Source organism: Flammeovirga pectinis (genome assembly GCF_003970675.1).
GTDB lineage: Bacteria > Bacteroidota > Bacteroidia > Cytophagales > Flammeovirgaceae > Flammeovirga > Flammeovirga pectinis.
This window is the reverse complement of sequence record NZ_CP034562.1, coordinates 1,887,384-1,909,801: the sequence shown is the minus strand read 5'-3', so window position 1 is coordinate 1,909,801 and position 22,418 is coordinate 1,887,384. Positions and strand designations below refer to the sequence as shown.

Here is a 22,418-nt window from a genome sequence, read left to right as displayed (position 1 = left end):
AGTCATCCCTTAATTATATAATTTTAATAATAAGGGGTGACTCATTTTTATTTATAAGCCAAAAAATAGTTATTGTAAATACTAAACAACTATAACTATTATTCCAATGGCTTATTCATCCTTTAATTTACTAAAAATCTTAGATTGTAAAAAATCTACACCATTAACCTATCTTCTTCATCAAACTGACTATTTCTTATCATCGCTACTCTCTAGTCTTCATCAGACTGTTGATTTACGTTTGGTAAAGACTTTTCAAGAGTTATTTCATTGCTTACTAGAAAATCGGAATAGTACAAAATCACTTCTACTGACAGAATTGGGTACACTACTAGCTGGTAGTACTCATGGTAAAGCTGGAGTTAAGAGAATTGGTAACCTAATACGAAGTAAAAATTGGAGTACTGATTTAATTGCTGATTTTTTTAGAAATAGAAGTTTAGATCGTATTAAAATGATGGAAGAAAAAAATATTCGACCACTTTTAATTTGGGATGGATCTGTTCTGGAAAAACATGAGTCAACATACCTGGAAGGGTTGTCAGCGGTTATCAGTAGTAAAGCCAAAAGACTTACAAGAATTAAACCTGGTTATTATAATTCTCCTGTCAAAGGTTTTATCAATGTCCCTGGGTTTAAAGTAGAAGGAGTAGTACTTACGGCCTTGAATGAAAGAGCATCTCTTTTTGAATTTAATATTTATTCTAGGGTTGGTGTTTTTAAAGAATGGTTGTCTAATTTTATATGGAATGGTTTCAAAACTATCCGTAATCAATCTAAAAAAGCTGTTTTACATGTATTTGACAGAGGATATGCGAATTGTACTCTTTTAGAATTCGCTCAAGAATTTGATCAACAATTTTTAGTTCGTTGGATTGGAAAGAGATTTTTAATTGACGAAAAAGGCAAACGATTAACCTACAATATTACCAAAGGAATGAAGAATAAGAGCTTCAAATTTACTTATGACAAAGAACGTAATAAGTATACTAGAAGGCTTATTTCATGGAAAAAAGTACAACATCCTGAAATGGGAGATCAGATGTATACGTTAATTGTAGTCAGAGAATATAAAAGAGCAGGATCTCCTATTTACATACTTACCAACCTTGATATAGATACAAAAAAGACTGCATGGGAAATGCTTTTTTCATATATGAAAAGATGGGAAGTAGAAGAAATGTTTAGGTGTTGTAAAGCAGAAATTGGCTTACAATCAATAAGAGTTCAAGGATGGGAAAATCGATTAAAACTCTTCTATATAGCCCTACTTATTTATGAGTTTTTAATGGAAATAATACAAAAAAGGAGGCATTATGTAGAACGTTTAATCAACATATATACCCCCATTTTTGGTTCAAAGAAAAGTAAATCTCCTTTCTACAGACTTCGTAAAGCTTTTTCTGTCATTTTAAATCAATGGAAATCCTGTTGTGAGATCATTTACAGGTTTAATCCAATATTTAAGGGATGACTCATGTTTTTTATATTGATTGACTAGACAATTTTATTTATTGTCATTGACATTGATTTTTCCTAAGTCAATCTCTTCGTCTTCATCTTCAAAGTAGAAATGATCCATACCTTCAATCATAGGGTTCATATCTTGTTTAGTAGTATCAAAAGTATACAATAAACAAGGTAAGAGTGTAAGGTTAGTAGTCATTGCTACAATCAGAGTAACAGACGTTAAAAGACCTAAAGCTTGAGTTGCTCCAAAAGTAGAACCCATAAAAATGGCAAATCCACAGAAAAGTACAATCGATGTATACAACATACTAGATCCTGTTTCTCTTAAAGCCATAATTATTGCTTTCTTCATATTAAAATTATGAAGTACTATTTCTTGACGGTACTTTGCAAGGAAGTGAATAGAATCATCTACAGAAATACCGAAAGCAATACTAAACACAATTGCGGTACTTGGTTTTAAAGGAATACCTAAGAAGCCCATTAACCCAAGTGTAAACAATAGCGGGATAATATTGGGTATTAACGAAATAATTATGATTCTTAAGTTACCAAATAAGGTACCCATAATCACAGCAATTAAGAAGAATGCTATAAGCATACTCTGTTTTAAGTTTTTTATTAAGAAATCATTTCCTTTAATAAAAATAAGAGTAGAGCCTGTAACCATCGGTTCTAAATCTGTTCCTTTCACTATTTCAGCTAGTTTAGGACGGATTACACTATCAACAAGGTTTTCCATTCTAATAGAACCAATATCAGCCATATTCATACTAACTCTAATGTATTGACCTGTTGAGTCGACCATAGAATTACTTAAGTCTGATGCATTATCATCGGTGCTATTTCTAGCGTATTTCATTATGTATGATGTCTCACTTCTGTTAGGAAGCTTAAAATAGGTTGAGTCACCACCATGAAACGCTTGATTACCTGCTTTCAAGAATGTATTTATTGATATAGGAGGAGATACTTCAGGTAATGAAGAGACAAAGTTTTCAATTTGTTCTACTTTCCCAAGAGTTCCTTTCTTTAAATATCCTTTTTTACGTTGAGTATTTACAACAATTTCAAGAGGCATGACACCTTTAAATTCTGTTTCAAAGAATCTTAAATCTTGTTTAACATGGTAATCTTCTGGTAAATCATCTACCATATATGCTTCTGCAGTAACTTGGTAGCTACCATAAATGGAAACAGCTACCATTAAAGTAGTAAACCCATAAACAATACCTCTATGGTGTAAAACAAGCATCTCTAATTGATGTATTAACCATGCAGTTGGTTTAAAATCAAGGTGCTTTAAATGTTTAACATCTGGAGCAGGTAAGTAAGAAAATACAATTGGAATAAATGAAATACTAATAAGGAAAGTAACAGCAATATTAATACCTGCAACTATACCAAATTCTTGCATTGCTGTTATACCTGTTGTAATCAGTACCATAAATCCGATTGCAGTAGTTGTATTCGTAATTAGAGTAACAACACCAATCTTTTTAATGATATAACCTAAAGCTTCAACTTTATTTTTACCTGTAGCATATTCTTGATGATATTTATTCAATAAGTAGATACAGTTGGGAATACCAATTACTACTAAAACGGGTGGTAATAACCCTGTTAAAATAGTTATCTGATAATTTAGAAGCGCTAGTGTACCCATAATCCAAACAATCACAATGCATATTACCATTAATGGGAAAAATACAGGGGAGAATGAACGGAAGAATAGGAATAGTACTAAGGCTACTACACCAATAGAAATTGCTAAAAATTTTATCGTTTCAGCTTTGACTTTATCAGCCATAATTGAACGAACATAAGGCATACCTGCATAATAGAGGTGAATACCTGTTTCCTTTTCAAAGTCTACAGCTTTTGCCTCAAGGCGTTTCATAACTTTAGTACGGTCCTTTGAATTCAGAATTACTGGATCCATACTAATAACCATTGCAGTGGCCTTATTTTCACTAATTAACCTATTTTTATAGGCTTTTATAGTTTCAACTTTATCAAGAATACTGTCTAATTCAGCCTGTGTACTAGGAGGGTCCTTGAAAAATTGTTCTATATCAAATTTTTGTTCTTGTCTATTAGCAACAACGTTTGGAGCATTAGCCAAAGATAAAACAGATGTAATACCATCTAATTGTTTTATCTCATTACCTAATTCCATAAACTTTTTAAAGTTTTCAAGTTGGAATAGCTTATCATCTTTAATTCCTAAAACGAAATTAGATGCATCTTCACCAAACAGTTCTTGAAATCTATTAAAATTGACCATGTCAGGATCGTGGTCAGGAATAATTCTGATGTATTGATACGACCATTTTACATCTTTAGCTTGATACCCCATAAATAAGGTTGAGACACCAATAAAAACTAGAATTGCTATTCTATTACCTAGAATAAACTCAGATATTTTTTTCCACATATGTGATTAAATAAAGATTGACGATTTCGTCTTATTTATTTTATATATAAAAAGGTATACTCAATTTCTTAAGTATACCTCTTCTTTTTTTATTTCTTCATGCCAAGCATCTTGATCGCAGCAACAGCAGCTTCAACACCCTTGTTACCATGTTTTCCGCCAGCACGGTCAAATGCTTGTTGCTCTGTATTTGGTGTTAATAGACCAAATATTACTGGCTTATTATACTTTAAAGAAACGTTTGTTACACCATGTGCTACAGCATCACAAATAAAATCAAAATGCTTTGTTTCGCCTTGGATTACACATCCTAAACAAATTACAGCATCAATGTCTTCTTCTTCAGCCATTAATTGAGCACCAAAAGTTAACTCAAATGCACCAGGAACATCTTCTCTATATATGTTTGCTTCTTTAGCACCCTCTTTAAGTAAAGTCTCTATAACCGCTCCGTATAATGATTCAGTTATTTTTGGGTTGTACTCAGAAATTACAACTGCGAATTTTTTTTCTGAAATATCAATATTTTTCTTCTTTGTGTATTCACTAAGACTCTTTAATGCTGATGCCATTTTTTTACTAAAATTATAATTATAATATTTTGCCTACAAAGTTATCAATTTTTATATCTTCTAATAATGTAGTGTATTGTTTTCTACTTACAATATTTTCAAATAGAATATTCTATTAAATTAATCTATTACAATCTGTTTATATTTCTGTTTCATCTGGAATTAATTTAGAGAATAATAACCCAAGTATTATTACTGATAAGCAACCAATTACATTGTACCAAAGGAAAGGTACTTCCGTAAACAAGAAGAGATAAATAATTATCCCCTCAGAAATAATTGCAGCATAAAATGTTGGTTTTGCATTTATACGTTTTAAGTAAAAAGCAATCATAAATATCCCTAATATTACTCCATAGACTAAAGAACCTAATATATTAACTGCCTCAATTAAAGACCCAAGCTTATTCGCAAAGGATGCAAAGAGTATTGCATAAATACCCCAACCAATACTAACTAACTTAGAAGCATATAAATAATGCTTGTCACTTCCGTCTTTTTTAATGATTCTTTTATAGATATCAATAATACTAGTAGAAGCGAGAGCATTGATTTCTGAAGAAGTAGAAGACATACTTGCAGATAAAATAACAGCTATTAATAGACCTATCAATCCTTGAGGTAAATAATTAATAACAAACCCTAAAAAGATATAATTGGTATCATTTGTATCAATTTCTGGCGCTTTTAAATTTACTTCATCAATAATAACACCTTTAGCTTTTTCTACTTCTGATGTTGCATTTATTAAAGATGATTTAGTATTGGCAATTTGTTGCTCATTATTACCATCTAAGGCAGTCGCATATTCAAAAGCAATAGTTGATCTTTCTTTTAATTTCTCTTGATAATTAGCTTCAAGGGAAGAGTAATTTTCAACTTTGTTTTTTACTTGATCAAGTGCAACGGTATTAAATAAAACAGGAGCAGGGTTGAAAAAGTAGAAAACATAGACCATTGCCCCAATAAATAGAATCAAGAATTGCATTGGTATTTTAATTATACCATTAAATAATAATGCAAGCCTGCTTTGTGCAATAGAACTACCAGATAAATATCTTTGAACTTGAGATTGATCTGTTCCGAAATAAGACATTGCAAGGAAAAAACCTCCAATTAATCCAGACCAAACATTATACTTACTACTAGGGTCAAATTTAAAATCAATAGCATTCAGTTTACCAGAAGCCCCAGCAATATGAAGTGCATTATTAAATGAAATCTCATTAGGCATTAACTGTACAACTAAAACCCCTGCCAGCAGCATTCCAATAAAAATAACAGCCATTTGTAATTTCTGCGTCTGGTTTACCGCTTTGGTGCCACCAATTACTGTATAAGCTGTTACAATTACACCAATACCAATATTTGTAAGGTTAATATCCCACCCCAATAAAGAAGATAAGATAAGTGATGGGGCAAATATTGTAAAACCTGCCGCAAGACCTCTTTGTGTTAGAAAAAGTATTGCTGTAAATGTTCTTGTTGGTAAATCAAACCTTTTTTCTAAATACTCATAAGCTGTATAAACATTCATCTTATGATAAATAGGAACGACAGTTATTGAAAGAACAACCATAGCTAAAGGAAGTCCAAAGTAAAACTGTACAAACCTCATTCCGTCAACAAAAGCTTGTCCTGGTGCAGAAAGAAATGTGATAGCACTAGCCTGCGTTGCCATTATTGATAAAGCAACAGTAAACCATTTGGCTTCTTTGTTACCTAATAAATAGCTTTTAATATCTTGTTGTTGTCGGGTTTTCCAAATACCATAGATAACAATAAATGCTAACGTACTTGATAAAACAATCCAATCTAAAATACTCATACCTGTTAATTGAAAGCGTTAGAAAACCAAGAAAATAAACCAATTAATAAAATTAACTCGCCAATAACTATGTAATATAGTTGTTTCCAAGATTTACCTACAGGTGGCTTTTCGTTTTCATTTTTCATATTAGTTGTTGTTAGTAGATGGTTTGTAATCTAATAAGTTTGCAAAGAGTCTATATGCTCCAGAAACACCATAAGGTAACTCTCTAAACCAAGAAATTCCAGAGTAGATAAAAGCACCTTTACCATAATCTGCAACAATGAGTGCACCATCAACTGGTTTTTCATTAGGATCTTTCATTCTTAAAACTGCTGTATATTCCTCACTCCATTCATTAGGATAGTACAAGCCTCTTTCTTGTACCCATCCATCAAAATCTTTTAAAGTAATCTTGTTTGGTGAAGTGACTAATTTATGATTTTTAGCAAGTATTTCAACAGGGCTTTCTTCAACCGTAATTCTATCTCTTGATAGTTTTAAAGGGTAAGGACCAATCTGATCAACTTTAACTCTGAAAGAAGTATTGTATTGTACTATAACAGTTCCGCCATTGTATGTGTATTCTAAAAGAGTAGGCTGAATGTATCTCATTTTTTCAAGAACATTATAAGCTCTGATACCTACTATTATTGCATCGTACTTTTTAATATTATCAAGTTTAATGTTTTCTTGATCAAGAATTTCAACATTATAACCTGCTGCCTCTAAAGATTCTGGAATTGCATCTCCAGCACCCATGATATAACCTATATTTTTCACAAGACCTTTTTCCATTTCAAGTTTAATCACTTTAGATGTAGCCTCTTTAAAGTAGCGTTGTTTATAAATATGATCGTAATCAATTTCAATTAAGCCATCCATATACGTTTTTCCATCGTTTGACTTAATCATTGCAGTTATTAGACCTTCAGAGTCTTTTTTAGAAGGGTATAAAGTAAATTTAAGTTGAGTTTTATCTCCAACATTCTTTAAAGTTACTTTTTTGGTAGCAGGTTCAATTTTCCAACCTTTTGGAATACACACTTCAATATCACCTTCAAAATTATCTGTGTGTGCTAAAACATCTACGTTTACAGTTTTTGGTTTGTTATCGCCAAAAATCCAAACAGACTGATCCAATAAAAGTGTAACAGGAGGTGTAATAGCTAAAGGAATATATCTTTCTCCTTTTGCTGGGTTAATTTTCTTATGCCAAATGTTAGTAGTAACAGAAATAGGAGTATTGTTTATTGTATACTCAATTGTTACAGGAATTGGAAAGTCATTTTCAGGTTTTCCAATCATTTGTTGGTCATTTACAACATACATTCCTTTAGTTGGTTTCTCAACTAACCAATAAGGTTGAGAGGTTTCATAGTCAGAAGGAATGTTTAATGTTGATGTAATTTTTAATGCTCTGTTGTATGTAAGTGCAGTATCAACTTTTAATGTTGATAATTGACCAAATTTAATTTCTTTTAAAACGATATTTGTAGCAGATCTATTGATAGAAGAAACTTCTACTTTTAAGGAGTCACCAACTGCAATAGTTTCAGTAGGTGATAAAGCTTCAATCCACATACCAGAACAGAGAAGAATTAAGTTGTCAACAGTTTTAGACTTTTTAATAACCCAATAGTCTTTTTGATCTAAAATTGAGAGTTCTTTTTTGATATCAACTAAAGTATTGATACTTAAATTGGGCTGAGTTGGGTTAAATTCTTGTTGTAGTTTCTTAATTAGTTTTGCTACTTTATCAGCGTTTTCTACTCTTTCCCAAGACGTATCTACACCTTCCATTGGTGAGGTACGCATTTCGTCACCATCGAGTAATTTAAAGTATTCAGAATTTGAACCTCTTTGTAATTCAGCTCCAAAGCCTTGACATTTATGTTTTGACCTAGCGGCCATTGCTATTTCTCCTACAGACTTTCCTAAAACAGGTATATACTCTCCACATTCAATACTTACGTATTTTGTTGGATCAAAAGATTCTCCTTTACCTCTAAAGAACCATGTATTCGTGTTCCATATCACCCTTTTAGGTTGCCAAACAGATACGAACTCTAATTGTTCAGGGAACATTTTTGGATCAGCAGCAGCTTTAAAAGCTTCAACAGCAATAATAGCAGAAGTAGTATGATGCCCGTGTGTTCTTCCTCCACGATCAGGAGAAAAGCGAGTAATAATAATATCTGGTCTGAATTTTCTGATATTCCAAACAGCATCTGCTAATACTTGGTCCTTATTCCAAACAGATAATGTTTCCTCTGGATTTTTAGAATATCCAAAATCATTTGCTCTACTAAAAAATTGATTTCCACCATCAACTTTTCGAGCTTCAATAAGTTCTTGTGATCTTAAAATCCCTAAACCTTCTCTAATTTCTTTACCAATTAGATTTTGCCCACCGTCACCACGAGTTAAAGCTGTGTATGCAGTTTCATACCCTTTGTATCTTGCGAAATAACCTATAACTCTTTGGTTTTCATCATCTGGATGAGCAGCAAAATACATTACACTACCTAAAGTATTAAGGTGGTTGATATCTTGAATAATTTGAGCTACATCAGTTGGTCCATTTTTAGGAGTTTGTCCAAAACTCAGAATGGATGTAATGAATATAAATAGGGGTGTTAATCTAAGAAATTTCATAAGGAGGTGTAATACAAAAAGGTTTAATAGATAAAAAGGCGTCCATTAATTATGGACGCCTCAAACTTTAAAAAATTAAAGCTTAGATATTTTTATTTGCTTTCTTCCATTTTTTAGAAGCGTTTGGTAACCATGCTTCAATGTCAGCTTGAACTCTACCTTTAAAGTAGTTGTAAGTGCCATCAGGGTTAGCATCACCAGAATTTTTAGCAGAAACTGCAGCAGTTAAAGCTTCATCATATTTTTCTTGGCCAGCTAAAATTTTAGCTTTTGTCCATTGGTTCCAGAAATAGTCTGGACGAGCTGCAATAGATTGATCAATTAAGCTTAAAGCTTTTTCTACATCAGTAGGAGCATAAAAGTTAGCAGCATTTTGATATGTTCTCCATGCACCTTCAGCTTTCTTGATTGCAGCAGTAATGTTAGCTTCTGATAAAGAAGTAGTAGGTGCTGTAAAAGTGAAAGAAACTAAAGTGTTATCCCACCATAAAGAAACTTTTCCTTCTTCGTCAGAAATACTTTCAATTAAGTAAGTAAGACGTTCTCTTTTAGGAGCATCTTCTCTTTTTACATTTACAGATGCAGCATCGTCGGCTTTAATTGCATCCATATCTTGTTTGCCATCTTTGTTGTAAGCAAAAATACTTTTCCCTTTACCATTAAAGTGGAAAGTCCAATCACCTTTTTCTTGAGGAGTAACAAAAATGTTATACGTACCTTTTTCAAGTTCAGTACCACCAATTGTTACGTTAGAACTAAATGTGATTGCCGTTGGTCCGTTTGCACCAGCTCTCCATGTAGTACCATATTTTTCTAATTCACCAAAGACTTTACGTCCTTTTACGGCAGGAGAAGAATAATTGATTGATACTTCAGTTACACCAACTTTTTGAGTAACACTTGCAGCTGGACTAGGAGCAGGAAGTTCTTGTGCTTGAATTGCCTGAAGGGCAATAAAAACAACAGAAAGGATTGTTAGTATTGATTTTTTGAACATGTTTAGATGTATTATGTGATAAAAATTTAGATTCAATTCTAAAAAGTGCTGAAAGAAAGTGAAATGTATTTAATTATTCAAATAAATAGTTGAATAATTCTTAAAAACAAAAAAAGGGTTGAAATACAAAAAGGTCCCGTAAAACAAGACCTTTTTGCTAACCCAAAAACTAACTATTTCTCATGCAATCTTTTCGATTGCTTTGCAAACATAACTATTCATTTACAGTATAAATAGTCTATTGGATATTATTAACAATATATTTAATTTGGGATATAATGTAACGGTGAATTTGGTCCAATAGGAAGCCCTAGCATTAACCAAATTGCCATTAAAACCACCCAAACAATTAAGAAAGCAATAGAATAAGGGAGCATAGTTGCAATAACGGTCCCTATACCTGCATTTTTATCGTACCTCTGAATAAATGCAACGATTAGTGCAAAATAAGACATCATAGGAGAGATGATATTTGTTACACTATCTCCAATACGGTAAGCTACCTGCGTTAACTCTGGAGAAATACCCACTAACATAAACATTGGAATAAAAACAGGTGCCATTAATGTCCATTTAGCAGAAGCACTACCCATAACTAGATTAATTAATGCTGCTAAGAATATGAAACAAATTAATAACGGCATTTTGTCTAACCCAATAGTTTCTAAAAACTGAGCACCTTTTACAGCACAGATCAAACCTAGATTAGTCCATTTGAAATAAGCTACAAATTGAGCTGCAAAAAACACAAGTACGATATAACTACTCATAGTCTCCATCGATTTACCCATGCCTTTCATTATATCAGCATCATTTTTGAAAGTTCCCGAACCTTTTCCGTAAGCAATACCACAAACTGCTGCAATAATAAAAATCCAAGAAACAATACCCTTCATTAAGGCAGACTTAAATATATCCTCAGGATCTGCACTATATCTTAAATATCCATTCTCTGGAATAATACCTACTAGAATAAATATAGTTAATATTAAAGCCGCAATACCTGCATATATTAAACCCCTTTTTTCAAGTTTTGTTAAAGGGTGTATATCTTCAGCAACTTCATCTCCTTTGTATTCGCCAAGTCTTGGAATTACAATTTTTTCGGTAACAATAGTACCTGCTATCCCAATAAAAAATGTTGATACAAACATGAAGTAATAATTACATGCTGCATTTATAGAATAAGCTGGATCAATAATTTGAGCAGCTTCTTGTGAAATTCCTTGTAATAAAGGATCAATTGTACCTAATAGTAAATTAGCAGAATATCCGCCAGATACACCTGCAAAAGCAGCAGCTAAGCCAGCAAGTGGATGTTTACCAAAAGCTAAGAATATAATTGCAGATAGGGGTACCAGAAGAACATATCCTACTTCACTAGCTGTATTAGATAATACACCAGCAAATACAACTACAAATGTAATAATTGATTTAGGTGATTTTAAAACCAATATTCTAATTAATGTGCCAATTAGTCCACTACCTTCAGCAATACCAATACCTAGCATTGCAACTAAAACAACGCCTAGAGGAGCAAAGTTTGTAAAGTTTTTTACAAGTTTAGTAAGCATTAAATAAATGCCATCTTGCGAAATTAAATTGACAACAGTAATTGTTTCTCCTGTACCAGGGTGTTGAACTGATAAACCTGTCAGAGAGAATACCCATGATAGAATTACGACTCCAAAGGCAAAACCTGCAAACAAAGTGGCAGGGTGAGGAAGAGCATTACCAATTTTCTCTACAAAACCGAGAAAACGATCTATCATGCTTTTTTTTTGTTGGCTACTTGAGCTATTCATTATAAATTAAAATGGTTAGAATAAATGTGTTTATTTAGTATAGTATGATTTTTCAGCCTCAAAAATAAGATAGAGATTTTAATTTCATACTTGTTCTTTCAATATCGTTTGTTAATTTGGTGGTTAATAGCATAAATTTTATACTTAAGCTATTAAAGTTTTTTAAACTGTATTATATAACTTGGTTTAATTATCGTATTTGTACTTTAATAGCTACAAGTTAATTTTTTTATATTTCTAATATTTAGGTACTAAAATCAGTATATGGCATCTTCTTTAGATAAGTCGAATCAAAAAGGATTTGGAACTGCTCCCGTTTTTTTCACATCAATTAGTACTATACTTGGTGCAATCTTATTTTTAAGGTTTGGCTATGCAGTATCTAACCTTGGCTTATTATCAGCATTTTCAATGGTATTGGTAGGTCACTTAGTTACTATACCTACAGCAATGGCAATATCAGAAATTGCCACAAATCAAAAAGTACAAGGTGGAGGTGTTTACTATATTATATCACGTTCTTTCGGAATAACGATAGGAGGTTCAATAGGCATTTCATTGTATTTATCTCAAGCTATTAGTACCGCGTTTTATATTATTGCATTTGCAGAAGCATTTAGACCTTTGTTCCCTTTATTAGAACCATATGGTCTACAAGATATCAATCTTAGATTTATCACCATTCCTTGTACTGTTGGTTTAATAGCCTTAGTAATTTACAAAGGAGCCGATTTAGGCATTAGAACATTATATATTGTTGTTGGTATTTTATTCCTTTCATTGATTTCTTTTTTTATTGGGACTACAGAGTTTTCTCAGAATTTAGATAAAATTAATTGGAGTGGACATATAGAAGGTGGAGATAATTTTTTTAAAGTATTAGCAATTTGTTTCCCTGCCTTTACAGGGATTGCTGCTGGCGTAGGTTTGTCAGGTGATTTAAAATCGCCAGAAAGATCAATTCCAATCGGTACAATGTTAGCAGGTATCTTCGGAATGGTGGTTTATATGTTAGTTGCATATAAATTATCAATTTCTGCTTCTTTAGAAGACCTTGCGGGAGATCCACTTATAATGACTGATATTTCTATATGGGGACCAATGATTCCTATAGGATTAGGTGCTGCTGCTTTATCATCTGCTATTGGATCTATATTAGTTGCACCAAGAACTTTACAAGCTATTGCAGAAGATGAGGTACTCCCAAACTCTTCTTTAAATCAATGGCTAGGTTTTGTGAAAAAAGATTCGGGTGAACCTTTGCATGCTTCTTTATTAACATCAGTAGTTACAATAATTTTTGTGCTAATTGGTGATATTGATATTGTTGCTCAGATTATTACAATGTTCTTTATGGTTACTTATGGAGCGATCTGTTTAATTTCATTCTTAGAACATTTTGCTTCAGACCCAGCATATAGACCTGTATTTAAATCAAAACCAATTATCTCTTTAGTTGGAGCTTTAATGTGTTTATACTTAATGTTTAAAATATCTGTTGTATACACTTTTATTGCTTTAGTATTCATGGCACTTCTTTATCAAATGGTGAGACATTTTACACCAAACAAAGAAGGTTTGAAAGCAATTTTTCAAGGTGTAATTTTTCAGTTAAGTAGACAGTTTCAAATTTTCTTGCAAAAAACAGAAAAGGATGATGTCGAAGATCATTGGAGACCTGCGGTAGTTTGTGTGAGTAGAAATACTTTTAAACGTTTTTCTGCATTTAACTTAGTGAAATGGATTGCACATAAATATGGCTTTGCAACATACATACACTTAATTGATGGTTATCTCTCTAAAGAGACAAATAAAAATGCCCAAAAGGATTTAGAACGATTAATTAAGATTTCTGAAGCTAGTGACTCAAAAGTATATTTGGATACAATGATTAGTCCATCTATGACATCAGTAATTGCTCAAGTGATACAATTACCAAGTGTTGCGGGTAAAGAAAATAATATGCTGATGTTTGAGTTTTCTAAAAACAATCCAGACGATGGTTTAAAACAACTTATTGATAATTTTAAATTGATGTCTGTAACAGGTAACGATATCTGTGTATTAGGATCAGATGAAAGAAATTTTGGATATAAAACAGAAATCCACATTTGGTTAACGCCAAAAGATTTAGAAAATGCCAATTTAATGATTCTTCTTGCATTCATTATTATTGGTCACCCAGAATGGAATAAGGCTAAAATTACTTTGTTAGCGTGTTTCCCAGATGCGGAATTAGAAAGTAGAAGAGAACAAATTTTAAACTTAATTAAAACGGGTCGATTACCAATTTCGAAAAACAATGTTAGGTTAATTTCGAGAGCAGATAATGTAGACATGAAAACCGTAATTAATAGTACATCTCAAGATGCTGATTTGACTATTATTGGATTAAGATTAGAAGCAGCTAAGAAAATAAATGAGCAAGTATTTTACGGATACGACGATATTGGAGATGTATTATTTATACATACTGCAAAAAGAAAAGATATTTCGTAAATTGATACTATAGAGTGATTAGTTCTTGCTAGTCACTCTACCATAATACCATAAACACTATATAAACACCACCAACCATGACTTACTATTATCGACTTGGGAAAATTCCGCCTAAACGACACACTCAGTTTAGACAGGAAGATGGTTCTTTGTATCATGAAGAATTAGTCAGCTCTTTAGGATTTTCAGGTATCTATTCAAATATTTATCATAAAATACCGCCAACTAAAGTAAAAGCTATAGGGGGACGTATTCCATATGGGTATAATTTAGATAAGGAGTACGGCTTAAAGATGACACATCTAAAGACATCTGAAGTTTACATAACTGGGCAATCTTTTATTGATGCCAGGATACCTTTAATGGCAAATAAGGAAACTGTAATTTCAATTTGTTATCCAGAAAGTCTTCAATCTAATTCATTTTTTAAGAACGCAGATGGAGACGAGTTAATCTATTGCTATGAAGGCAGGGGAGAGTTATACTCTCAATTTGGTGTATTACCATTTAAAAAAGGGGATTACATTGTTATACCTAGAACTACTATTTATAAAGTAAAAAGTTCAGAGAAATGTAAATTTCTAATTGTTGAGTCAAAGGCTCCAATAGAAACAGTTGGAAGATATAGAAATGAGTTGGGGCAATTATTAGAGCATTCTCCATATTGTGAAAGAGATTTACATCCCCCTACACATTTACCGAAAACACATTCAGAAGAGGAGTACAAAATGTTTATTAAGAAAGATAATTATCTTAATACCTATTTTTATGAAAACGATCCACTCGATGTTATAGGATGGGATGGTTTCTTATATCCGTATACATTTTCAATATATGATTTTGAACCAATAACAGGAAGAATACATCAACCGCCTCCAGTGCATCAAACATTTCAGGCAAGAGGAGCGTTTGTTGTTTGCTCTTTTGTTCCAAGATTATTTGATTATCATCCACAGAGTATACCAGCTCCATACAATCATTCGAACATAGATTCTGATGAAGTGTTATTTTATACAGAAGGAGAATTTATGAGTAGGAAAGGAATTAAACAAGGGGCTTTTACTTTACATCCTGGAGGGATACCTCATGGACCACACCCTGGGACAGTAGAAAAAAGTATTGGGAAGAAAGGAACTGAAGAGTATGCTGTAATGATAGATACCTTTTCCCCTCTTTTTATAACAGATAAGGCAAAGGAATATTTAGACGTAGATTATCCATTTAGTTGGAATGAGTAATAAAAGAAATGGCTGACAATGAAAATTGTCAGCCATTTTTTATTTGATTAGTCAATTATTGACTCTTCTTTTTTGGAGTATTGAGTAATTGCAGATAAATCATTTTCATTTATATAATTATATAAACGAGTGTAGCCTATATTTAATAGTCTACTGATTTTTGCAATACTTTTTCCTTCATCTAAATATTTTTTGATTAGATCTTTCTTTCTCTGAGCAATCTCTTTTCTATGTGATTGACCCATTTTACGAATTCGATCCAATTGTAAAGGTCTTTGTTCTAGTAATCGAGTTGATTTATCAGCTTGAGTCTCCCAGAATAAGTTTACAGGGTTTAGATTCTTATAATCCCAATCTCTGTAGGCTAATTTGTGAGCCTTAGAAGGTTTTAATTTAGATAAATCTCTTAATATCACTTCTGCAATTGCCAAAGATTTCCATTTACCATCTTCATTAACTCTAATAAATAGGCAAGAACCATTGTCTGAGATTCTGTGATATTTGTTTTTATATTTGTAATACTCATGACCATCCATTGGTTTTTCTGTTGTTTTCTTAGAAGCCTTACAGCTTTTAACAAATTTCTCAGAATAATCAGGAATGTATTTTCTTTTTGTAGCAAATCGAGTTTTTAAAGTGCACCACTCAAGGTTAATAAATTCGTTGTTTGATTTATTACCGTCTTTATGAATTACAATTTGACCTTCTTCAGTTGGTTTATCAAGATATAATTCTGCAACAAGTCTGTGTACATAAAAAGATTTCTTTTTGCCTTCCACTTTACAATCAATAGAAAGATAACCACCTCCAATATCTCTGCCTTTAATTAATTCTCCTTTTTGAGAACGAGCATAAGATTTAACTCTTCCGTGATTGCTTATTTCGTATTTTTTGTCAGTAAAAGGCAATTCTGCCCAAATTTCTGAAGTTTTGGTTTCGGGTGAAGTAATTTCCATTTTGTTTTGTCTATTTTAGATAGTTTGAAAACCGTAGTATTTTTTAGATTACCAATAGGATGGCTTTATTTAATATTGATCAAACAGTTAATGATAATATTATTTTGTTTTGAAAGCTAAATACGATAAAACGTCACCAAATGAGTTAAGAATCTTTTGTGTTGGTTCGTCTATCTTTTTTCCTCTTGTTCTGAGTAATAATAAACCAAAAATCCCATTTATGCAAATTTGGATTGGATTTGTGATTAATCCATCTGCTATTTTTAAGTTATTATTTATATGAGGTTTAGCTATTTCGTATCTTTTTTGATACTCCTCATCATTAACTATTAGATCATCATGAAGCTTTGTTATTTTATCAACTTCATTTTGAGCAAGTGAGCAATGCCCTTCTTTAGTTACGTCTTCTTCCTGCATTAAAGTGTGTAGTTCTTTATGCCATTGAAGAACATCTTTTCTTTCCTGTTTAGAAAGTTTTGAAATATGATTTATTACGTATTCCTCAATATCCTTAAAATTGAAATCAAATGCTCGTAATAATTCTTCAGATTGGTAAATATAAATAATATACTCACAAATATTTTGCTCTTTCTTTTGATCAGCAATTACCATGTCCTTAATTAAATCTTTAGCATAACGCTAAGTTTCGTTATGTGCAGCAAATGTAAAAGGGAAACACCTGATAAAACAAGTATTTCCCTTTAAATATTTATGTATTTCTTTAATTTTTTCGTTTCATATTTAGCACCTCTTTATCGAGCCTCCAAATAGCTTCCTGCATTTCGGTGAGAGAATTGGCTTCTTCGTTATCTGGAAACTCTTTAGAAATATGGGCAACTAAGCGCCAAACTTCCCTTACATCATGTACATCTACTTCATAAGGAGAGTAACGTAAGTTAGTAGACTTCAGAATAAAACTATTGTTATTTGTAATGTTATTGTAAACTTTTTTAAGAACGAAACCATCATTTCTTGTAGTTACAATACAGACTGTTCCTTCTTTAATATCGTTCCAATCATCAATGTATTCTCCAATAATAATTGTTCCTTCATTTAAAGGAGGCATAGAATCTCCACTTATTTCAAAAGCTCTATACGTTTTGCCTTTTGGAAGGAACGGGAGCGTGTATTTTGGTAAGTTTTTAAAGAAACCGATATCAGAATATCCAGAAGCATATCCTGCTCTTGCTTTTTCAGGAATAAAAACGATGTTTTCTTCATCTTTATCCTTATCCATAGGAATAGCAAGAATCCTTAGGTCTTTTCCTGATGTATGATCATTTACATTCTCTTTTTTTAGAATGCTTAATTTATCTAATTTATCTAACTCTTGCGTTAGGATTTGATCTATGGGAATATCAAAAAAAGTTGATATTTTTTCTAATCTTTTATAATTAGGTTCAGCTCGGCCATCTTCATACGATGAAATAGCACTTCTTGAAACGTTATCGTCAGCTGTACTTAGAGAAGTTCCTAAGTCAGTCTGGCTTAATTTGGGTTTATGTTGTAGTCTTAAAAACCTTAGGTTTTGGCCAAATTTTGTGATTTCTTTCGACATATGATAATTTTTTATACGAGGGAATACTAATATTTTTGACAAATTATAATATTAAACATTAAATGTCAAATATTTTATCTAAAAAGGAGTTTTTATTGCTTATTTTTCTATGAAAGTATAATAATTACACATTTATTGTCCTTTCTATTACTATTCTACTAAAAATACGATCATCTAAATATTAGATTCATCAAGGAAAATATATGTCATATTTAATAAAACGTTTAAAATCATAACATTTTTAAATAGCTATCTTAATCGTATTTCTTTAATTAATTATTTATTGGCTACTTAAGTTATTTTCTTTGAGATAGTTAACCATAAAGTTTATAATCATATTAAACTGCAATATTATTAGTATTGCAATCAATCAATTCAGTTATATTTTCTATCTTTAAAAATACAATACTATTAATTGGCTAAAATTTTTTATTACTCTAAAAATCTAATCATTAATTATTGTATTTAAGTAGTTCCAAATAATAAAAAACTTCTAAAAAATCTATGAAAGGTTTTCTTAAAACAATCTTTGCTGTTGTTGTAGGTATATTCTTGTTTACTGGGATATTTTTTGTTGGAGGATTTGTATTCTTCCTTGGCCTTGCGGCATCAACAAGTAGTTCTCAACCAGTTACTATCGATCAACATTCAGTATTAGAATTAAAATTATCTCAAAATATTGCTGAAATAGGAGAGACAGACCCTTTTGAGTCTTTAAACTCAAGTTATTTACCTTCTAAAGGTTCAGCAAGTCTTCATGATTATCTAGACATTATAAATAAAGCTGCTGCAGATGATAATATATCAGGTATATACCTTAAAGGTGGCTACTTTGGTGGAAGCATGCCAATGGCTGTTGAAATTCGTTCTGCATTAAAAGCGTTTAAAAGTGAAGGTAAATTTATTTACGCTTATGCGGATAATATTTCTGAAGCAGGATATTATATTATTTCTGAAGCAGATAAAATATATTTAAACCCAATAGGCGATTTAGAATTTAATGGCTTGTCTTCTGAAGTACTTTACTGGAAAGATTTCTTTAAGAAAATTGGTGTTGAACCTGAAGTTTTTAGAGTAGGGAAATACAAAAGTGCCGTAGAACCATTTATGACTAATAAAATGAGTTCTGCAAATAAAGAACAGATATCATCTTATTTAAATAGTCTTAACGATATATATCTACAAGGTGTAAGTGATTCAAGAGGTATTGCTGTAGAAGAGTTAAGAGAGATTTCTAACAAAATGAAAATCCGTTCTTCTGAAGATGCGTTGGCTTTAAAATTTGTAGATGAACTTACTTATGAAGACGAAGTAACAACTCAATTAGCGAGCGAATTAGATTTAGAAAATAGCAATGATATTTCTTTTGTTAAGTATAACAAATATAAAGATGTTACAGATCCTAGATCAAGACAATTAGGAAAAGGTAAAGTAGTTGTTCTTTCTGCTGAAGGAGAAATCATTTATGGTAAAGCCGAAGGTGGTTCAAAGGCAATTGCTAACGTAGATCTTGTAAAAGAGATTAATGATTTAGCAGATGATGATGATGTAGACGCAGTAGTATTAAGAGTAAACTCACCAGGTGGTAGTGCATTATCTTCTGATATTATTTGGAGAGCTGTTCAGAATCTAAAAAAGAAAAAACCTGTAGTCGCTTCAATGTCAACATATGCAGCGTCTGGAGGATATTATATCTCTATGGGTTGTGATAAAATTGTTGCTTACCCAAACACAATTACGGGGTCTATTGGCATCTTTGGGTTAGGGTTTAATCCATCAGAATTAATGACAAAGAAATTGGGTATTAAAAGCTATGCTGTTAGTACAGGTGAGTTTTCTAATTTCCAATCTATGTTAGATGATTTCTCTGATGAAGATTTCGATATTATTCAAAAATCTGTAGAGAAAGGATATAAAGTATTTACTTCTAAGGCAGCAGAAGGTCGTCATATGAAAATAGACGATTTATTAGCTGTTGCTCAAGGTAGAGTTTGGACTGGTATTCAAGCTAAAAAAGTAGGTTTAGTAGATGAACTAGGTGGTTACAACGAAGCAATTAAGATTGCTGCAGACCTTGCAGGTTTAGAAGAAGGTGACTATAAGGTGAAGTACTTACCAGGTGAAGTAGACTTCTTCCAAGAAATCCTTAAAGGAATGGATATGGAAGTTCAGTCAAGAGTAAAACAAGCAGTACTTGGAGATTACTCAATTAAAATGGATAAGCTTTCAAATTGGATGCAATCTTTACAAGGTGTTCAAGCAACAATACCTTATTATGAAGAAATTGAAGGTTTTGAAAGACCATAATTGAATTCATATCAAATACATATAAAACAGCCACAGATTATTAATTAATTTGTGGCTGTTTTTGTTTTACAGGATATGTAGGTTTAAATCAATAAATTGATAGATCTCTTCTACAGTAAAAATATCAAAAAGCTTTTCCGAAGTAATTAGTCGAGGACCTCTATTATCAATAGTAACAGCAAGCCTGTCTTTTAGCATACTGTTCAGGTAGGGTTCTGTTATATCCCAATTACTTTGAAAACTTAAATCAGCTAATAAATTATTTTGTTCTTTTTCTTCTGATTCAATTGGTGACATAGCATCGAAAGGGTAGTGCTTATCAAGTAATAATTTATAAATTCTATTTACCTCGATAACAGCTTTAGTATCTTGACTTAAATGATTAAGCATTGCTTTAAACCACAATAAACCAGTGAAGTCTTGATTATCACTAATGATGATAACATTGTACCAATAGCTATTTAAATTCTTTGCAAGAATCTCCATAAACACGCCAACAACCCAAGTTTTTTTTGTTCTATGCTTCTCGTAGCCTTTTCTTTGAATATCTTTTAATGATTGTTCTAATGCTTGAAGAATATCATGTTTTAGGTCGTCAATATATATATCTGTAGTAGGAAAGTGTTCCTTCGCATTTTTTTGCCATGCATTAAATATTGATTGTCCTTTTTCTGGTAAGTTTAATAAAGGTGATATATCCATAATTAATAATGATTTGCTGTAAAATTACATGTATTATCTTATTAATGCTTGATTTAGAATTAGAAGTATCAATAATTAACGATAATATAATTTATTTAATAAGTAGAAGAGATTAAAACATCTTGAAAGTATTTAGTAAACAGAGCTATCAGCAAACAATTAAATTATAATAAACCAAGTAAGTGAGATAATTTTGTTCTTTCTGAAAAATAACAATCACTAGATTCTCTATTTTATAGCGTATATGGAATGAATTTTATGAATCCTTTGTTATTAGGGTAGCTAGTAAAATTTATACTTTTTCAAGAATAACATTCATTGAAAATACAACTTATAGTAAAACTTTTCATAACGATATATCTGTTGTTATATTGTTATTAGATAATTTCTTTACTGATACCCATTATACTAATATGAAAAATACTTTCTCATATTCTGATCACCTAACTCGGTTTATAGAACGCATTTATGAAATAAAGGAGAGTCACAATAACCAGATATCCCAATCTGAATTAAAAGCAACTGCATTAGAGATGGGGTTAACTGATTTTGAGTGGGATCAAATGCAAGACCTATTTACTTCGCACTTTACAAGAGCGATGAGTTATCACAAGTATAAAAATTGGGAAGATGCAATAAGCGAGTTAGATCAAGCTTTAACCATCAACCCATTCGATGAAAAAACATTATTTCTAATGTCTTCTTGCTATGCAAATAGATATTACGAAGGAGAGGAACGAGACGACAGAGAAAAATCGATCTTATTTGCCAACAAAACACTAGAGGTTAATCCGCTTGATCAAAAAGCATTACAGTTATTGAGTTCATTAAAAAAAGAAGCTCGACAAAGAAAGATAATTGAAAGAGAATCTATAAAAACATTAGTAGTAGCTTGCACATTTGGTGCAATTATATTCACAGCCTTAGCCTATTTATCTTTTTCGAATACGGTTATGACAAGTTCTTTGCCTTTTGAAACAGCAAGTGCATCTGTAGATTTAAAAACAAATGAATTTACACCAGATGTAGAGTATCAGAATGCAAGCATAGATCATGAAAATAGTTATTTCTATCTCACTGAAAATGTGATTAAAGTATTTGAAAGAAAAGCAGCATTAGTTCTGCAAGGTAAATTTTCCGAAAAAAACAATGCAGGTGTATCTGTAAGGTGGAAAGATATTGAAGGTAATATTGTTCATTCAGAGCATTTTACTCCACAGTACTTAAATGATATCAAAGACCCTATAAATGATAAGTTTAAATTGATCAGATTTTTAGAGTCTGAAAAAGCAATTGCAATTGCAAAAGTTCATATTGTAATTGATTAGTTTACTGTTAAACATTAAGCCTAATTGTCAATAATTGTATCATTTTTATAAAAAATTGCACCCATTTTTGTGTTAAATGGA

General features: G+C 31.5%; 16 protein-coding genes. 5 read left to right on the top strand and 11 right to left on the bottom strand.

Translation table 11 applies throughout. From position 1 onward, the window contains the following. Positions 1-106 precede the first annotated feature (106 nt). The gene (locus EI427_RS07595) at positions 107-1,474 is read left to right on the top strand and encodes a hypothetical protein (RefSeq protein WP_126610600.1); all 1,368 of its coding nucleotides are present in this window, start codon (positions 107-109) and stop codon (positions 1,472-1,474) included. 33 nt (positions 1,475-1,507) lie between these two features. Here the strand turns inward: EI427_RS07595 and EI427_RS07590 are convergent, their stop codons facing one another. From EI427_RS07590 to EI427_RS07565, 7 genes are all read right to left on the bottom strand, one after another. Next, positions 1,508-3,907 (bottom strand): efflux RND transporter permease subunit, encoded by a 2,400-nt coding sequence (locus EI427_RS07590; protein WP_126613309.1) that lies wholly within the window; start codon positions 3,905-3,907, stop codon positions 1,508-1,510. A gap of 89 nt (positions 3,908-3,996) precedes the next feature. After that, complete coding sequence (gene ribH, locus EI427_RS07585) at positions 3,997-4,479, bottom strand: 6,7-dimethyl-8-ribityllumazine synthase (RefSeq protein WP_126613307.1); 483 nt, start codon at positions 4,477-4,479, stop codon at positions 3,997-3,999. A 139-nt stretch (positions 4,480-4,618) separates the two neighbouring features. Continuing rightward, on the bottom strand, positions 4,619-6,307 hold the full coding sequence (locus tag EI427_RS07580; protein ID WP_126613305.1) for a sodium:solute symporter: 1,689 nt from the start codon (positions 6,305-6,307) through the stop codon (positions 4,619-4,621). Positions 6,308-6,312: 5 nt separating this feature from the next. Then, a complete protein-coding gene (locus EI427_RS26320; protein ID WP_260412348.1) occupies positions 6,313-6,435 on the bottom strand; it encodes a hypothetical protein in 123 nt (40 codons plus the stop codon). A 1-nt stretch (position 6,436) separates the two neighbouring features. Further along, positions 6,437-8,947 (bottom strand): PIG-L family deacetylase, encoded by a 2,511-nt coding sequence (locus EI427_RS07575; protein WP_126613303.1) that lies wholly within the window; start codon positions 8,945-8,947, stop codon positions 6,437-6,439. An 82-nt stretch (positions 8,948-9,029) separates the two neighbouring features. Further along, positions 9,030-9,944 carry a DUF2911 domain-containing protein gene (locus EI427_RS07570; protein ID WP_126613301.1) on the bottom strand — a complete coding sequence of 305 codons (915 nt, stop codon included), beginning with the start codon at positions 9,942-9,944 and terminating at the stop codon, positions 9,030-9,032. A 263-nt stretch (positions 9,945-10,207) separates the two neighbouring features. After that, positions 10,208-11,749 carry an AbgT family transporter gene (locus EI427_RS07565; RefSeq protein WP_126613299.1) on the bottom strand — a complete coding sequence of 514 codons (1,542 nt, stop codon included), beginning with the start codon at positions 11,747-11,749 and terminating at the stop codon, positions 10,208-10,210. A 264-nt stretch (positions 11,750-12,013) separates the two neighbouring features. On the opposite strand from EI427_RS07565, the gene EI427_RS07560 reads away from it, so the two are divergent. After that, entirely contained in the window at positions 12,014-14,248 is a 2,235-nt protein-coding gene (locus tag EI427_RS07560; RefSeq protein ID WP_126613297.1) for an APC family permease, read from the top strand. Positions 14,249-14,325: 77 nt separating this feature from the next. Next, the gene (locus EI427_RS07555) at positions 14,326-15,486 is read left to right on the top strand and encodes a homogentisate 1,2-dioxygenase (protein ID WP_126613295.1); all 1,161 of its coding nucleotides are present in this window, start codon (positions 14,326-14,328) and stop codon (positions 15,484-15,486) included. A 47-nt stretch (positions 15,487-15,533) separates the two neighbouring features. Here the strand turns inward: EI427_RS07555 and EI427_RS07550 are convergent, their stop codons facing one another. From EI427_RS07550 to EI427_RS07540, 3 genes are all read right to left on the bottom strand, one after another. Beyond that, positions 15,534-16,442 (bottom strand): NUMOD4 motif-containing HNH endonuclease, encoded by a 909-nt coding sequence (locus tag EI427_RS07550; RefSeq protein WP_126613293.1) that lies wholly within the window; start codon positions 16,440-16,442, stop codon positions 15,534-15,536. Positions 16,443-16,541: 99 nt separating this feature from the next. Beyond that, complete coding sequence (locus tag EI427_RS07545) at positions 16,542-17,054, bottom strand: DUF4924 family protein (RefSeq protein WP_126613291.1); 513 nt, start codon at positions 17,052-17,054, stop codon at positions 16,542-16,544. A gap of 109 nt (positions 17,055-17,163) precedes the next feature. Beyond that, a complete protein-coding gene (locus EI427_RS07540; RefSeq protein WP_126613289.1) occupies positions 17,164-18,000 on the bottom strand; it encodes an XRE family transcriptional regulator in 837 nt (278 codons plus the stop codon). 504 nt (positions 18,001-18,504) lie between these two features. Here EI427_RS07540 and sppA point away from each other — a divergent pair. Next, positions 18,505-20,307 (top strand): signal peptide peptidase SppA, encoded by a 1,803-nt coding sequence (gene sppA / locus EI427_RS07535; RefSeq protein WP_126613287.1) that lies wholly within the window; start codon positions 18,505-18,507, stop codon positions 20,305-20,307. Positions 20,308-20,373: 66 nt separating this feature from the next. Here sppA and EI427_RS07530 read toward each other — a convergent pair whose 3' ends face one another. Continuing rightward, positions 20,374-21,009: a hypothetical protein gene (locus EI427_RS07530; protein WP_126613285.1), complete on the bottom strand. Its 636-nt coding sequence runs from the start codon at positions 21,007-21,009 to the stop codon at positions 20,374-20,376. Positions 21,010-21,422: 413 nt separating this feature from the next. Here EI427_RS07530 and EI427_RS07525 point away from each other — a divergent pair, with 413 nt between their 5' ends. Further along, positions 21,423-22,337, top strand: a complete 915-nt coding sequence (locus EI427_RS07525) for a tetratricopeptide repeat protein (RefSeq protein ID WP_126613283.1) — start codon at positions 21,423-21,425, stop codon at positions 22,335-22,337. Positions 22,338-22,418: the final 81 nt, after the last annotated feature.